Origin of the sequence: Nocardioides sp. (assembly GCF_047606145.1) — a bacterium.
Taxonomy (GTDB): Bacteria; Actinomycetota; Actinomycetes; order Propionibacteriales; family Nocardioidaceae; genus Nocardioides.
Genome location: NZ_JASGET010000152.1, coordinates 1 through 14,376 on the forward strand (window position 1 = coordinate 1; position 14,376 = coordinate 14,376).

Annotated in this window: 8 protein-coding genes; 3 read left to right on the top strand and 5 right to left on the bottom strand. The window is 68.5% G+C overall.

Annotation, left to right across the window (positions count from 1 at the left end):
• Positions 1–77: 77 nt before the first annotated feature.
• Positions 78–1,997, bottom strand: coding sequence for a hypothetical protein (locus QM638_RS20365; RefSeq protein ID WP_415145035.1), 1,920 nt, complete (start codon positions 1,995–1,997; stop codon positions 78–80).
• A gap of 324 nt (positions 1,998–2,321) precedes the next feature.
• Here QM638_RS20365 and QM638_RS20370 point away from each other — a divergent pair, with 324 nt between their 5' ends.
• A complete protein-coding gene (locus tag QM638_RS20370) occupies positions 2,322–4,331 on the top strand; it encodes a hypothetical protein (protein ID WP_415145037.1) in 2,010 nt (669 codons plus the stop codon).
• Positions 4,332–4,769: 438 nt separating this feature from the next.
• Here the strand turns inward: QM638_RS20370 and QM638_RS20375 are convergent, their stop codons facing one another.
• On the bottom strand, positions 4,770–7,337 hold the full coding sequence (locus QM638_RS20375; RefSeq protein ID WP_415145039.1) for an Ig-like domain repeat protein: 2,568 nt from the start codon (positions 7,335–7,337) through the stop codon (positions 4,770–4,772).
• A gap of 577 nt (positions 7,338–7,914) precedes the next feature.
• Here QM638_RS20375 and QM638_RS20380 point away from each other — a divergent pair.
• The gene (locus QM638_RS20380) at positions 7,915–10,485 is read left to right on the top strand and encodes a beta strand repeat-containing protein (RefSeq protein ID WP_415145041.1); all 2,571 of its coding nucleotides are present in this window, start codon (positions 7,915–7,917) and stop codon (positions 10,483–10,485) included.
• A gap of 98 nt (positions 10,486–10,583) precedes the next feature.
• Here the strand turns inward: QM638_RS20380 and QM638_RS20385 are convergent, their stop codons facing one another.
• Positions 10,584–11,504: a LysR family transcriptional regulator gene (locus tag QM638_RS20385; RefSeq protein WP_415145043.1), complete on the bottom strand. Its 921-nt coding sequence runs from the start codon at positions 11,502–11,504 to the stop codon at positions 10,584–10,586.
• Between the two features lie 122 nt (positions 11,505–11,626).
• Between QM638_RS20385 and QM638_RS20390 the strand changes: the two genes are divergently transcribed.
• Positions 11,627–12,580: a LysR family transcriptional regulator gene (locus tag QM638_RS20390; RefSeq protein ID WP_415145045.1), complete on the top strand. Its 954-nt coding sequence runs from the start codon at positions 11,627–11,629 to the stop codon at positions 12,578–12,580.
• Here the strand turns inward: QM638_RS20390 and QM638_RS20395 are convergent.
• Both QM638_RS20395 and QM638_RS20400 read right to left on the bottom strand, forming a co-directional pair.
• Positions 12,545–13,306 carry an SDR family NAD(P)-dependent oxidoreductase gene (locus QM638_RS20395; RefSeq protein ID WP_415145047.1) on the bottom strand — a complete coding sequence of 254 codons (762 nt, stop codon included), beginning with the start codon at positions 13,304–13,306 and terminating at the stop codon, positions 12,545–12,547. The genes QM638_RS20390 and QM638_RS20395 overlap by 36 nt on opposite strands.
• 14 nt (positions 13,307–13,320) lie before the next feature.
• Positions 13,321–14,271, bottom strand: coding sequence for a VOC family protein (locus tag QM638_RS20400; protein ID WP_415145049.1), 951 nt, complete (start codon positions 14,269–14,271; stop codon positions 13,321–13,323).
• Between the last annotated feature and the right edge of the window lie 105 nt (positions 14,272–14,376).

The window sequence follows — 14,376 nt, forward strand, 5'->3', positions numbered from 1 at the left end:
CAGCCGTGGGTGCCAGCGAGGCGGACAGCCCACCCAGGCACCCACGGTCGGCCGGGGCCGAGGAGACCGGGCGGAGCTCAGGAGACGGTCAGCTCGATGTCCCCGGTGTAGCTGGAGCCCGCGCTGAGCGGCTCGGTGACGCCGTCGACGGTCAGGGTGAGCGTCTTGCCCTTGGGCGCCTTGACGGCGGCGTTCTCGCCGATGCTCAGGCTGGACAGGTACGACGTGCTGGTCGGTGTCCAGGTCGAGTCGCCGGTGAGGCTGACGATGACCCCGTTGTTGACCACCGGGCCGACGGTGTTGCTCACCACGCCCAGCTGCTTGTACTCGGCGCTGGAGATGGTGTCGACCGCGTGCTTGGTGGTCGAGGCCGAGACGGCTCCGCGCAGGGTGGCGTCATCGAGGGTCAGCACCAGGTTCTTGCCGTTGCGCATGCCGTTGTAGAGGTTCCCGTGCAGTGCGATGTCGGAGAAGTCGGCGATCGCGTCGGAGCTCGAGTGCACGGCGGTGACGTCGAAGCTGGAGTCCTTGGTCGGATCGGTGGTGGGCTCGGTGTAGACGCCCTCGTTGACCAGGTTCCCGTCGACCATCACCGGGCCCGGGTCGTCGTTCTCCATCATCTGCAGCAGGGTGCCGTCCTTCGGCGTCAGGACGGCGCCGTCGGAGCCGTCCACGCTGATGTCGACGTGCTGACCCTTGTCCAGGAAGGTGGCCCGCTTGCTGACCAGCGTGGTGCGACCGGTGATGGTGGCGTCACCCTGGCCGTGCCACATCACGCCCCAGCCGCGGGAGCGGATGGTGGTGGCGCGGTCGGCGAGGTTCCTGAGCTCCTTGGCGCTCAACTCCAGGTCGAGGCTGTCGTTGAGGGCCGAGACCGCCGACCGGCTGGAGTCGCCGTACTCGACCGAGCCGCCGGTGATGATGGCGCCGTAGGTGCCGACATCGAGCTTGGAGCCGAGGAAGCGGTCGGTGGCGTTGCCGATCGCGTAGGCGCCGTACCCCTCGTTGCCGGTGGTGTAGACGTGGCTGTTGATCGAGGTCAGCTGGGCGTTGGAGCCCGAGTCGGTGGACAGCACGCCCCAGCCGTCCGAGCTGACCTGGGAGTTGATGTAGGTGGCCTCGGTGTCGTCGCCGGTGATGTTGGTGGCGCGGACGTTGCCGATGATGCCCAGCATCCACGGCGCGCTGCGCATCTGGGAGAGGTCGACGGTCGGGGTGTAGTCGCTGGGCAGGGTGCCGTTGTGGGTGTGGATGCCGGAGTTCTTGACCACCAGGTTGGCTCCGTTGGCGGCGAGGATGCCGACCCGGGCGGCACCGGTGTTGTTGATGGTGGTGTTGTTCACCGTCACCCGCTGGCCGTCGGCGACCAGGCCGGCGCCGTACCCGGAGAAGTCCGAGCGTCCGTTGCCCTTCATCCGGATCTTCGAGTTGGCGATGTCGTAGCTCTTCCCGGCGATGTAGAAGCCGGTGAAGTTCTGCCCGGTGGAGGTGATCGAGGTCTTGTTGGCCCGGGTGGCGGTGATCTTGCCTCCGATCGCCGCGTCGCGGACCGACTTGGTCGAGCTGACGCCGTCCGCGTCGACGTAGATGGCCTGCCGCTCGGGGAAGACCAGGCTGTTCCAGGTGATCTCGTTCGCGTCGACGACGTGGAGCACCACGTCACCGCGGTAGGTGCCGGCTCCGATGTAGGTGTCGGTGCCGCTGGTGGAGGCGAGGACGCCGCCGGTCTCCTTCCCGTTGACGGTGAGCACGACCGCCTTGCCGTCCTCGGCGTTGACGATGGCCCCGTCCTCGATGACCAGCTTGTGGAGCTTGGTGGTCGATGTCACGGTCCAGGTGTCGCCGCTCGCGACGACGACGGTCTTGGCATGGGCGCTGGCCGAGCTGCTGAGCAGCCCGGTGGTCGCGTTGGCCGGTGTCGTCGCCAGGCAGGCGGCGACCGCCGCGGTGACGGCGGCGACGGCGAGGCCGACGCGGCGGGGGTGGGGGTGCTTCATTCTGAACTCCTCGATGTCCGGCATCCTTCGGAACTTCCCGAGCCGAGCGGATCCGTCCGCCGTGAACGCGCGGCGGGCACTGTGGATTCGCTGAGAACATTCAAGACCGTGAGTTTCCTGTGACAGAAGTCACACAGAGTGAATGGCTGGCATCACGCTCGTCAATGCATCTGCCCTCTCGCCCCGCTCAGTCCGGCTCATTGACGAATGCGATGCCAGTTATTTCATCGGGTGACTAGCATCACACTGGCCCGAGTGGTCTAGTCATTTGCGGATTCATGGGGGATTTCTGGAACCACACACAGACAGGGCACAGGAGAAAGCATGCGGCAGACAATGGGAAATACAGCTTCATCGGAACGACCGAGGAGTCCCAGGCTGATCTGGCTGACCAGGACCGCGGCCGTCGGCAGTCTCACCGGGTTGGCGCTGACCATGACGCCGTTCGTCGGCGGTGCGGCGTTCGCCGACACCTCCGGGATCAGCTGCGAGACCGGGGCGGTCTCGCACAACGTCCTCGAGGTCGCCGACGGCGACACCTGCACCGTCTCGGCGGTGACCACCCTGAAGAAGCTGATCGTCGACGACGGCGGCTCGGTGGTCGCGCCCGACGGCTATGACGTCACCCTGACCGTGGACGGAGTCGAGACCGGCCAGGCCTACGACAGCTACGAGGACACCAGCGGCACGATCCAGCCGCACACCTACAAGGGGTCCGGCAGCGACGGCGTGGTGCTGACCCCGACCGTCCAGCACACCGAGACCAGCGGTGACACCTTCCCGATCCGGCAGAGTCTGTACGTCGACTCCGACGGGGTCAACGACGACGAGTCGGTGGCCTCCAGCTGGCTGGGTGACACCCCGGGCGACTCCAGCGCCGACAACCTCAAGGTGACCTCCACCGGTGCGCTCTTCAACGGCGTGTGGGTCGACGGCGCCGACTACAGCCTGACCGACCCGACCATCTCGTTGACCGGCAACGGTCGCAGCGACTTCGCCGGGGACGGCGCCGCCATCGTCGGCAACAACGACGCCAACGTCACCGTGGACGGGGCCAACGTCAAGAACAAGGGCGTGGTGCGCACCGGGGTGATCTCCAACGGCGGCGCCAACGTGGTGGTCAAGAACTCCTCCATCAAGGCCAAGGGCGGCACCCTGCCGAGCGACTATCCGAGCACCGGCACCGTCGACACCACCTACATGATGAGCGCCCCGTGGATGCTCGGCATCGAGGGCACCAACCGCGCGACGCTGCTGCTCGGTGACAGCAGCAAGGCCGCCTACGTCAACTCCACCGTCCAGGCGCAGGACTGGGGCGCGCTGTCCACCGACGCCGGCTCCGACGTCGAGCTGAGCGCGATCAACAGCAAGGTGATCACCAAGAGGTCCGGCTACGGCACCTACGCGATCGGCGGCGCGGACTCGGAGTTCCTGGGCACGAAGTTCAACGTCGCCTCCTACGGGGCGATCGCGGCGAACGGCGAGAACGTCCTCCACTTCGGTGACAGCGACGCCGACGACGTGGCCACGCTGAACACCGATCGGTCGATCGGGCTCAGCGACAGCGAGCTGGCCGACATCTCGGCGCAGACCACGAAGGTCGTCTCCAAGAAGATCGGCGTGATGACCTGGGGCGGCTCCAGCACCGTCAACGTGGACGGCGGCACCGTGTTCAAGACCGCGGGCCCGGTCTTCGAGGACAAGGCCTCCGGCAGCGGCAGTGCGTTGGTGAGCACCTACAACGTGACCGGCAGCGACACCGAGTCGCCGTCGCTGACCTCGGCGAACGGCGTGATCATGCAGGTGATGTCGAACGACGACCCGGGCTCGACCACCGGGACCTACACCGACACGACGGCCACCAAGGACTCCTCCTGGGACCTGACCGACGCCTCGGCCGACTCGCTGACCAACGTCAACCTGACCGATGAGAGCGTCAAGGGCGACTTCTACAACGGCGCCCTCTACGGCAAGAACATGGTGCTCAACCTGGACGACAGCACCATCCGTGGCGTGATCTCCTCGACCACCGCGACCCACCCGGACGGCTACGTCGACGCCGACAACTACACCGACATCGGCAACGTGGACAACACCGTCTCCGCACCGGTGAACAACGGCGTCATCGTCGACCTGTCGGGCACCTCGACGTGGACCGTCTCGGGCACGTCGTACCTGACCAGCCTGACGGTGGGCGACGACGCCAGCATCACCGGCGCCGGCGGCAAGGACGTCACCATCACCGTGGGCGATGACACCTACACCCCCGACGAGCTCGCCGGCCAGACGATCACCGGCGACTCCGACAACCCGATCGTGGTGACCGTCGGCTAGTCCGACGAAGGGCACCTCGATCACCGAGCGCCCGTCTCCCAGGCGATCACCTGGGAGACGGGCGCTCGTCGTCTCCCACCGCGCAGCGGATCCACGCTCCTCGGCCAGGGTCCTCGGCCCCCGCCACCGCTGGGCGATGTCGCGAGCTCACCAGGCGGGGTGTGCCCTGGGGGACAGCCTCGTTCGGGCACCCGCGCACGCAGACCTCGCTCGCCGCCGACGCACCGGTTCTCCGAGCCCTTCTGGCGGTCGAGTGACCGCGGTGCGCGTGCGCAGCCTGACCCAGACGGCGGTACGCCGTGGGCAGGTCTGCGGACCCGGCCGGACTCCACAGCGCGAAATGAGGCGAAGGACGCGAAATGACCGGTCCCCGGTCGCCGGGAGAGGCGACCGGGGACCGGTGCTGATGTCGAGGCCGAGACGAGGCCCCGTTCGGGTCTACTTGACGACCCGAAGCGTCACCTTGGCGCTCTTCGACCCGGCGACGTTCGTGCTGCCGGCGTAGACGGCCCGCAGGTGGTAGGTGCCGGCCTTGGTGAACTTGTGCAGCGTCACGGTGAGCTTGCCCGACTTCTTGGCGCTCAGCGTGTACCTGCCGATCACCTTGGAGCCGTTGAGCACCGAGACCCGGCCGGTCGGGGTGGCCGAGGAGGTCACCTTGATGGTGGCCCGGACCTGCTTGCCCTTGTGGATCTTCGACTTCGCCAGCGAGAGCTTCGAGGTCGAGGCCAGCTTGGCGACGGTGAACGTCGTCCTCGCCGTGGAGGAGGCGTCGTCGTCGTTACCGGCGTAGGTGGCGGTCACGGTGTGCTTGCCCGCGCTCAACTTGGCCGGCAGGGCCACGGTGGCGGTGCCGGCGTCGCTCAGGGTGGCGGTGCCGGCGGTGGTGCCGTCGACCTTGACGGTGACGTCGCCCGAGGCGGCGTCGCCGTCGGCGTCGACGACGGTGACCTTGGCCGAACCGGCCTTGCCGTAGGTGGTGTTGGCCACCTTGACCGCCGTCGTGGAGCCGATGGTGCCGTCAGCCACGCTGACCTCGATCGGGTCGGCGTAGGTGCCGGTGATCGTCTGGCCGACCAGCTCGTCGGGGGTGTAGGTGTTGTCGCCCTGGGTGATGGTGACGTCCTTGCCGCCCGAGCCGACGATCGAGGAGGAGTCGTCGACGGTGAGGCTGGTCAGGTACGACGTGCCGGTGACCCTCCAGGTCGAACCGTCGGTCAGGTCGGCGATCACGCCGCCGTTGACCGGCGCCGAGACGGTGTTGGTCACCATGCCGATGCGGGTGTAGTCGGCCTCGTCGACGGTGCCCTCGTGGACCGCGGTGGCGGAGCTGATCCGGCCCTTGACGGTGCTGTCGGACAGGTTGACGACCAGGTTCTTCGACACGGTGGAGCCGTTGAAGAAGTCACCCTTGACGGTGGTGCCGGTCAGGTTGGTGTCCGTGCGTGCGGTCAGGTCCGCGTTCTGCAGGTCGGAGTCGCTGGCGCTCTGGGTCACGCTGGTCGGGTCGGTGTAGCTGCCGCCCGGGCCCGGGTCGTCCTGGTCCATGACCTGGACGATGACGCCGGTGCCGGACTTCAGCGACGGCGACTCGTCCTCGTCACCGGTGACGTTGTACGTCGTGGTGCCGGTCTGCGACTTGTCCTCGAAGGTCGCGTTGCCGGTGGTGACCTTGGTGCCGCCATCGACGTCGACGGTGTTGTCGCCGGCCCAGGTCATGAAGCCGAGGCGCGCCGACGTCAGGGTGGAGGTCTGCTCGTCGACCGAGGCCAGGTCGTCGTCGCTCAGGCCGAGGTCGTCATCGGTGTTCAGCGCCGCGACGTCGTCGGCGTCGCTGTCGCCGAAGTGGACGACGTTCTCGCCGTTCGCCGAGATCGACAGGTAGCTCGCCACGTCGAAGTCGGTGCCGAGGTACTCCCCGGTCGCGCTGCCGATCGCGTAGGTGCCGTAACCGGAGTCGGTGGTGGTGACCTTCGAGTTGATCGCGTTCAGCTTGACGTCCGAGCCCGAGTCCGTCGACAGGGCGCCCCAGTCGGCGGCGGTGACGCTGGTGTTGAGGTACGTCGCCTTGCTGCCGTCGCCGAGCAGCAGGGTGGCCCGGTTGGTGCCCTCTAGGCCGAGCATCCACGGCGCCGCGATCATGGTGTCGGGGCTGACGTTCGCGGTGTAGTCGCTGGGCAGGTCGCCGCCGGAGACGTCGATGTCGGAGTTCTTCACCACGACGTTGGCACCGCCGTCGGAGATCACGCCGGTCCGCACCACGCCCTTGTTCTTGATGGTGGCGCCGTCGAGGGTGAGGTTCGCCCCGTTGGTGCCGGTCACCGCGGCGCCGTCGTCGACGAAGTCGTCGCGGCCGTTGCCGGTCATGGTGAAGGTCGGGTCGGTCATGGTGTAGTCGGCGCCGTCGACCCAGGCTCCGTTGAACGTGGAGCCGGTCGAGGTCACCGCGAAGTTCTTGGCCTTCGTGGCGCCGGGCTTGCTGCCGGTCCAGCTGGCGGCGACGGACTGGGAGTCGTCGATGCCGCTGGAGTCGACGTAGAGCGACTGCCGGATCGGGAAGACCAGGCTCGAGCCGGTCTCGGTGTGCTGGGTGGTCACGGTCAGCACCACGCCGCTGTCGTCGGCGCCCTGGTAGGTCCCCGCCTGGATGGTGCCGGCCACGTCCTCGATGCTGTCCCAGGCCTGTCCGGTCTCGACGCCGTCGACGGTCAGGGTGACGTCGTACCCGTCGGGTGCCACCACCGAGCCGCCGTCGGCGACGACCAGCTCGTCGAGGGTGGTCTTGCCGGAGATCGTGCAGGTCTCGCCGTCGGCGACGTTCAGGACCCCCGCGGAGACCGCGTCGCTGCCGTCACAGCTGACCGCGGTCGCCGCGGAGGCGGAACCGGCGAGCGGGAGGGTGCTGACGGCGAGACCGCCGAGCGCGCCCGCAACGGCCAGCCGCGCGGTGGTCGACCACCGGATCGCGAATCTGGGTCGGCCTGGCCGTGGTGGTGAGAGATGCATGGGTGAATGGCTCCTGTCGTTGAAAACGCGCGAGATACCGCGTCGTGGCCGAGGGGAACAGCCAAACCGGTCAGCCCTTGTGACGGAACTCACCCATGCGAATAGGACCCATGCCCGTTGTCGATGCGTCGCCACGGGGGCCCGCCACCTGGTCCGGCCTTTGCGGCACGGTACGTGGGGGCCTGCCTCAGGGGATTTGATGGCCATTGGATCAACGAATTCCGGCGCGGGTTTCTTGTCGGCACCCGATACCGCGTTTCTCCACAGGCCGCTCATATGCCACCAGCCTTCCCGGTGGGGCGGCTTGGCCGGGGCCGTGGATTTCCTATGAATTCATCGGGGCAAGGGCGTGGCGGCTATCACGATCGGCAATGTTTGATCGCACGTGTTCACGCAGGTGAGAGGCCATATTGACGAATCCGATGTCAGTCATCGCAGAGCGTGACTGGCGTCACACTTCATACGGATGTTCTAGTCGGGCACGGACGTCATTGAGCATTTCTTCACCATCGTTCAATCGTCTTCGAAATAACACAGAAAGAGCAGAGGAGTGAGGATGCGGCGAAATAGGCCGAAGATGGCATCGGCAGTGCGGAAGAGGAGTCCCAGACTCATCTGGCTGACGCGGACCGCGGCGGCGGGGAGCCTGACCGGACTGGCACTGACGATGACGCCGGTGATGGGTGGCGCGGCATTCGCCGACACCGACGGGATCAGCTGCACCTCGGGGTCGGTGAGCGACGGCGTGCTCGAGGTGGCCGACGGCGACACCTGCACGGTGAGCGCGACCAGCGACCTCGACGAGCTCATCGTCGACGACGGCGGCTCGGTGGTCGCCCCCGACGGGTACGACGTCACCCTGACCGTCGACGGCGTCGAGACCGGACAGGCCTGGGACAGCATCGAGGACGTGGCCGGCACCATCCAGGCCGGCGACTATGGCGGCAGCGATGACAGCGGCGTGGTGCTGACCGTGACCACCCAGCACACCGAGACCGGCTCGAGCCTGGTCTTCCCGATCCGGCAGTCGCTCTACGTCGACTCCGATGGCGTCGACGGCGACGAGTCGGTCGACGCGAGCTGGTTGGGCGACACCCCCGGTGACTCCTCGGCCAGCAACTTCAAGGCCACCTCCACCGGCTCGACGTTCAACGGCGTGTGGGTCGACGGGACGGACTACGACCTGACCGACCCGACCATCAGCCTGACCGGCAACGGTCGCAGCGACTTCGTCGGAGACGGCGCCGCGATCATGGGCACCAACGATGCCAACCTCACCGTCGACGGTGCCGACGTCGACGACACCGGCGTGGTGCGCACCGGCGTGATCTCCGACAACGGGGCCAACGTGGTCGTCAAGAACTCCACGATCAAGGCGGCCGGCGGCACCCTGCCGAGCGACTACACCGCGAACGTGTCCGAGGACACCATGATCGCGGCGCCGTGGATGCTCGGCATTGAGGGCACCAACCGGGCCACCCTGCTGCTCGGCACCGACAGCAAGGCGGCGTACGTCAACTCGACCGTCCAGGCCCAGGACTGGGGCGCGCTGTCCACCGACTCGGGTGAGGACGTCGAGCTCACCGCGATCAACAGCGACGTCAGCACCACCGACTCCGGCTACGGCACCTACGAGATCGGCGGAGCGAACGCCCAGATGCTCGGCACCACGTTCAACGTCGCCGACTACGGCGCGATCGCGGCCAACGGTGCCAATGTCATCCACTTGGGTGACAGCGACGCCGAGGACGTGGCCACGCTCAACACGGACCGTTCGATCGGCCTGACCGACGACGAGCTGGCCGACCTGGAGGAGCGGACCACCACGGTCAACTCCGACCGGATCGGCGTGATGACCTGGGCGGGCGCCAGCACGGTCACCATCGACGGCGGCACCACCCTCAACACCGGGCAGGCGGTGCTGGAGGACAAGACCGGCGCGGCCGGCGTGGCGACCACCTTCAACGTGACCGGCGACTCGACCGAGCAGCCCTCGCTCAACTCCGACGAGAACACCATCATGCAGGTGATGGACAACGACGACCCGGGCGTCGGCGGGACCTACACCGACTCGACCGCGACCGCCGACGGCGCCGACCTGACCGATGCCGACGCCGACTCGCGCACCGACGTCAACCTGACCGACACCTCGGTCACCGGCAACCTCTACAACGGAGCCCTCAGCGACAAGAACATGGTGGTCAACCTCGACGGCAGCACCGTGGAGGGTGCGATCTCGTCCTCGACCATCGCGCATCCCGACGGCTACGTCGACGAGGACAACTACGAGGACATCGGCCACGTCAGCAACACCGCCGCGGCACCGGTCAACAACGGCGTCATCGTCGACCTGGCCGACGGCTCGACCTGGACCGCCACCGGCACCTCGTACCTGACCAGCCTGACCGTCAGCGACGACTCCAGCATCGAGGGCGCGGACGGCGCGGACGTCACCATCACCATCGACGGTGTCGACTACTCGCCCTCCGAGCTGACCGCCGGCACCACCTACACCGGTGACTCGGACGACCCGATCATCGTCACGGCCGGCGGCTCCTCGACCGCCACGTCGGCGTCGACCACCACGGTCAAGCTGTCCAAGGCGAAGGTCGCCTACGGCACCAAGCGGACGGCCACCGTCCGCGTCAGCGGCGGGGACGACACCGCGACCGGCACGGTCAAGGTGAAGGTCGACAGGTCGCTGGTCAAGACCGCCACGCTCAAGAGCGGCAAGGCCACCGTCACCCTGCCGGCCGGCACCGCGGCCGGGAAGCACACCGTCACGGCCACCTATGCCGGCGACGACGAGCTGACGACCTCCACCGGTACGGCGAAGCTGACGGTGACCAAGCACGCCTCGACCTCGAAGCTGCGCCTGGCCACGCACCAGGTCAGCCGGCACCAGCGGGTCAGGGCCGTCATCCGGGTCAAGCCGGGCAGCCTGAAGCCGACCGGCAAGGTCACGGTGAGGCGCGGCTCCAGGGTGCTCGCCAGGTACACCCTGCGGGCGGCCCAGCACGGCAGGCTGGTCACGAGGCTGCCGAAGATCGCCAAGGCCGGCACCTACCGGTTGCGGATCGTGTACGTCGGCAACAAGAACATCGCCACCTCGCACAGCAGCACCGTGCGGTTGCGGGTCACCCGCTGACCCGCGCGCACCGGTGCCGTCGCCCGCTTCCCAGGCGGAGTCCGCCTGGGAAGCGGGCGGTCGCCTCTGGCGCGCTCGACGACGGCCTCGGCCGGGCGTCAGCCGGTCGGGCCGGCGAGCGTGGACGCCACCTCCACCAGCATGGAGCGTAGCCAGACCAATCCGGGATCGTGTTCCCGCGACGGGTGCCACCACAGCGCCTCCGGCAGGGTCGCCTCCCGGAACGGGGTCGGCACGATCACCACGCCGGCCAGACTCGCCGTACGCCGCGCCAGTCGCTCGGGCAGGATCGCGACCAGTTCGGTGCCGCGGACCAGGAACGGCAGCGGGAGCCAGCCGCGGGCGGTGACCCCGGAATGGTGGTCGATGCCGAGCTGGGCGAGCCGGCGGTCGGCGGGGTTGAGATGGTCCGCCCCGAGGGCGGCGCGGGCCCAGCCCAGTCGACGCAGCGAATCGTCGCTGATCGCTCCGTCGACGTAGGCCGGATTGGCCGGGTCGACCACCAGCACGAATCGGTCGGCGAACAGATCGGCCGAGGGAGCATCGACACCCAGTCCGCGAGGAGCGATCACCAGATCGGTGTCCAGCAGTCCGCGAGGCTGCGAGATGAGGTCGGGGGGCAGCGGCCGCCAGTCGATGGCGACCCCGGCGCGGAGGCCGTCGAGCCGCCGGCGCAGCTCCGGCGCGAGCAACACCATCGCGTAGTCGGAGGCGGCGATGGTGAAGTGGCGGGTGCTCCGCACCGGCTCGAAGCGCCGGTCCAGGCCGAAGGCGCGCTCGACCAGCGGCATCGTCTGCTGGATCTGGGGAAGCAGCGCCCGGGCCAGTGGGGTGAGCTCGAAGTCACGGCCGACCTTGACCAGCAGCTCGTCGCCGTACCTGCGGCGAAGTTTGCCCAGCGCGGCGCTCATCGCAGGCTGGGTCATGCCGATCCGCTGCCCGGCGCGGGTGAGATTGCCCTCCTCGAGCAGCGCCTGCAGCGGAACCAGCAGGTTGAGGTCGGTGCCGGCCACGCTCATGAACGCGAGCATAGGAGTGCCGCGGCCGGCGCGCGACCGATGAGCGCGACTCATCGGGAGTGCGTAGCAGTTGCACAGCGGACGCACAGGCGCGCTCGGCGGCCATCCTCTAGCCTGGGGCGATGGCCTCCGACCTGCGCCGCATCGACCTCAACCTCCTGGTCGCCTTGGAGGCCGTGCTCGAGGAGTGCAATCTCACCCGTGCCGCCGAGCGGGTCGGCATGACCCAGCCGTCGATGAGCAGCGCGCTGAACCGGTTGCGGAAGGTGACCGGGGACGAGCTGCTGATCCGCGCCGGCCGGGGCTATGTCCGCTCGGCCGGCGGCGAGGAGCTGTTGCCGATCGTGCGGGAGGCCCTCAGCGAGGTCCGCCGCACGTTGTTGGCCTCGCGGGACTTCGACCCGGCGACGAGCACCCGGCGCTTCACCATCTCGGCCTCGGACTACGCGCTGTTCGTCATCGGCACGGCCCTGGAGCGACGTCTCGCGGAGGTCGCCCCCGGCGTGGAGGTCGCCTACGACTCGATCCCGAGCATCGACCACGGCACCCATCTGCTGCGCCGCGACCTCGTCATCGGCAGCGCACGCCGCGGCATCCCGGGTCAGCGGATGACCGTCTTCGGGGACCGGTTCGTCTGCGTGGTCAGCGACCGGGACACCCCGCTCGAGGGTGATCACGCCAGCCTGGCGGAGCTCTCCGCACTGCCCTATCTGGCCGGCTGGTTCGGCGAGGACATCCTGACCCCGGCCGACGACGCGCTGGCCGAGGCCGGGGTGACGGTGCACTGTGTCCAGCGGGCGCCCGGGCTGTTGTCGCTGCCGTTCCTCATCCCGGGGACCCAGCTGTACGCCTTCATCCCCGAGCGACTCGCCGCCCAGGTCTCCGAGGAGCTGGGGCTGCGGGTCGTCCAGACGCCGCTGGACATCTCGCCGCTGGTCGAGGCCGCACACTGGCATCCGTTGAACAGCGACGAGGCCGGGCTGTGCTGGTTGCTCGAGGTGCTGGCGGAGGTCGGCCGGGAGGTGCGGCAGTCGACCAGCCTACGGCCGGGTGGCGTCGGCGATGTGCTTGTGTGACACGTGCGCGGTCAGCCCGCCGTCGATGACCAGTTCGGCGCCGTTGTAGTAGGCCGAGTCCTCGCTGAGGAGGAACACGATGGTCGGCGCGATGTCGGCCGGGAGGCCGACCCGGCCCAGCGGGATCTCGGAGAGCGCGGCGTCGGCGAAGGCCGGCGAGGCGTTGGCCATCAGCGGGGTGTCGATCAGGCCCGGCATGACCGCGTTGACCCGGATGCCCTGCTCACCGAGCTCCAGGGACGCCGACCTGGTCAGTCCACGCAGGGCCCACTTGCTGGCGGTGTAGGCCGCCGCCGCATGCCCGGAGACGGCGGCGACCGAGCAGATGTTCACGATCGAGGCGCCCGCCGACATCAGCGGCACCATCGCCTGGATGCCCAGTAGCGGGCCGGTGACGTTGATGTCGAAGGTCCGCTGCCAGGCGTCCAGTGAGACGTGCGGCAGCCGCTCCCGGGCGGCGACGCCGGCGTTGTTGACCAGCCCGTCCACCCGTCCGTACGTCGTCCGGAGCTCGTCGGCCAGGGCCGCCCAGCCCGCGGCGTCGGTGACGTCGAGGCGACGCTCGACGACGGTGTCCCAGCCCTGCCCCTCGTCGTCGAAGCCCTCGAAGTCGAGGACGTCGGTGGCGATGACCCGTGCGCCCTCGGCCGCCAGCGCGCGGACCTCCTCGGCACCCTGGCCGCGGGCGGCACCGGTGACGACGATGACCTTGTCGGTCAGTCTCATCTCGTCTCCTCGACTCAGACCGGCGGGGCGACGAAGACGCCCTTGTCGGGGTCGTTGAAGGAGTCCCGGGCGATGATCTCGCTCATCGGGTCCGCGGTGCCCCACACGTCCTGGGTCATCGGGTCGGCGATGTCGTACACGTGCGGGTGCCACGCGTCGGTGGTGAGCCGCTCCAGCTCGGTGGTGTACTCCATGGTGTTGCCGCTGGGGTCGAGGAAGTAGGAGAAGGTGTTGTTGCCGGCGTTGTGCCGGCCGGGGCCCCAGATCTTCTTGATCCCGGCCCGCATCACCCGGCCGGTGCCGCGCATGTACTCGTCGAGGCCGCGCATCTCGAAGGAGACGTGGTGCACGGCGGTGTGCGGGCCGCGGGCGATCGCCAGGCTGTGGTGCCAGTCGTTGCACCGCATGAAGTGCATCATCTCGCCCATGTGCTCGCCCCACAGGGTGTCGGTGAGCTTGAAGCCGAGCACGTTCGCGTACCAGTCCCGGGTGGCGTTGGGGTCGGTCGAGTTCATCACCGCGTGCGAGATCCGCACCGGGATGGCCTCGCCCTCCTCGATCTCCCGGTGCTGCCGCACCTGGACACCGGAGCTGATCTCGACGGTGCGTCCGTCCAGGTCGAAGAAGCGGAAGCCGTAGCCGCCGCCCGCGGTCTGCAGCGGTCCGGGCTCGCCGATGAGCTGGACTCCGGCGGTGCCGAGCTTGGCGGCGAGCGCGTCCACGGCCGCGTCCGACTCGGCGCCGAAGGCGATCAGGTCCAGTCGCTTGTCGCCCGACTTCCGCAGTCGGACGATGTACTGCTCCGGCGAGCCCTCGGCGGCCAGGTAGGAGATGTCTCCGTCGGTGCCGACCTCGGTCAGCCCCCAGGTGTCCTTGTAGAACGTGCGCTGGGCGGCATAGTCCGGCACCGCCAGGTCGACGTGACGCAGGTGGGTGATGCCGTGTTCGTTCAGGTGGGGGTTCATCGAGGCTCCAGGGATAGGCGACTATTTGCGAATGTAGGCGTCGTCACAGCCGGGCGGAACTAGCGCGTGGCGATGCCTGGCATTCGCTCAGGCGTTACGTCCTGG

What these genes read in the sequence shown, in the direction of transcription:
- QM638_RS20380 (WP_415145041.1), top strand. Translation starts at nt 7,915, where the DNA reads ATGGCATCGGCAGTGCGGAAGAGGAGTCCCAGACTCATCTGGCTGACG.
- QM638_RS20390 (WP_415145045.1), top strand. Translation starts at nt 11,627, where the DNA reads ATGGCCTCCGACCTGCGCCGCATCGACCTCAACCTCCTGGTCGCCTTG.
- QM638_RS20370 (WP_415145037.1), top strand. Translation starts at nt 2,322, where the DNA reads ATGCGGCAGACAATGGGAAATACAGCTTCATCGGAACGACCGAGGAGT.
- QM638_RS20385 (WP_415145043.1), bottom strand. Translation starts at nt 11,504, where the DNA reads ATGAGCGTGGCCGGCACCGACCTCAACCTGCTGGTTCCGCTGCAGGCG.
- QM638_RS20395 (WP_415145047.1), bottom strand. Translation starts at nt 13,306, where the DNA reads ATGAGACTGACCGACAAGGTCATCGTCGTCACCGGTGCCGCCCGCGGC.
- QM638_RS20365 (WP_415145035.1), bottom strand. Translation starts at nt 1,997, where the DNA reads ATGAAGCACCCCCACCCCCGCCGCGTCGGCCTCGCCGTCGCCGCCGTC.
- QM638_RS20375 (WP_415145039.1), bottom strand. Translation starts at nt 7,337, where the DNA reads ATGCATCTCTCACCACCACGGCCAGGCCGACCCAGATTCGCGATCCGG.
- QM638_RS20400 (WP_415145049.1), bottom strand. Translation starts at nt 14,271, where the DNA reads ATGAACCCCCACCTGAACGAACACGGCATCACCCACCTGCGTCACGTC.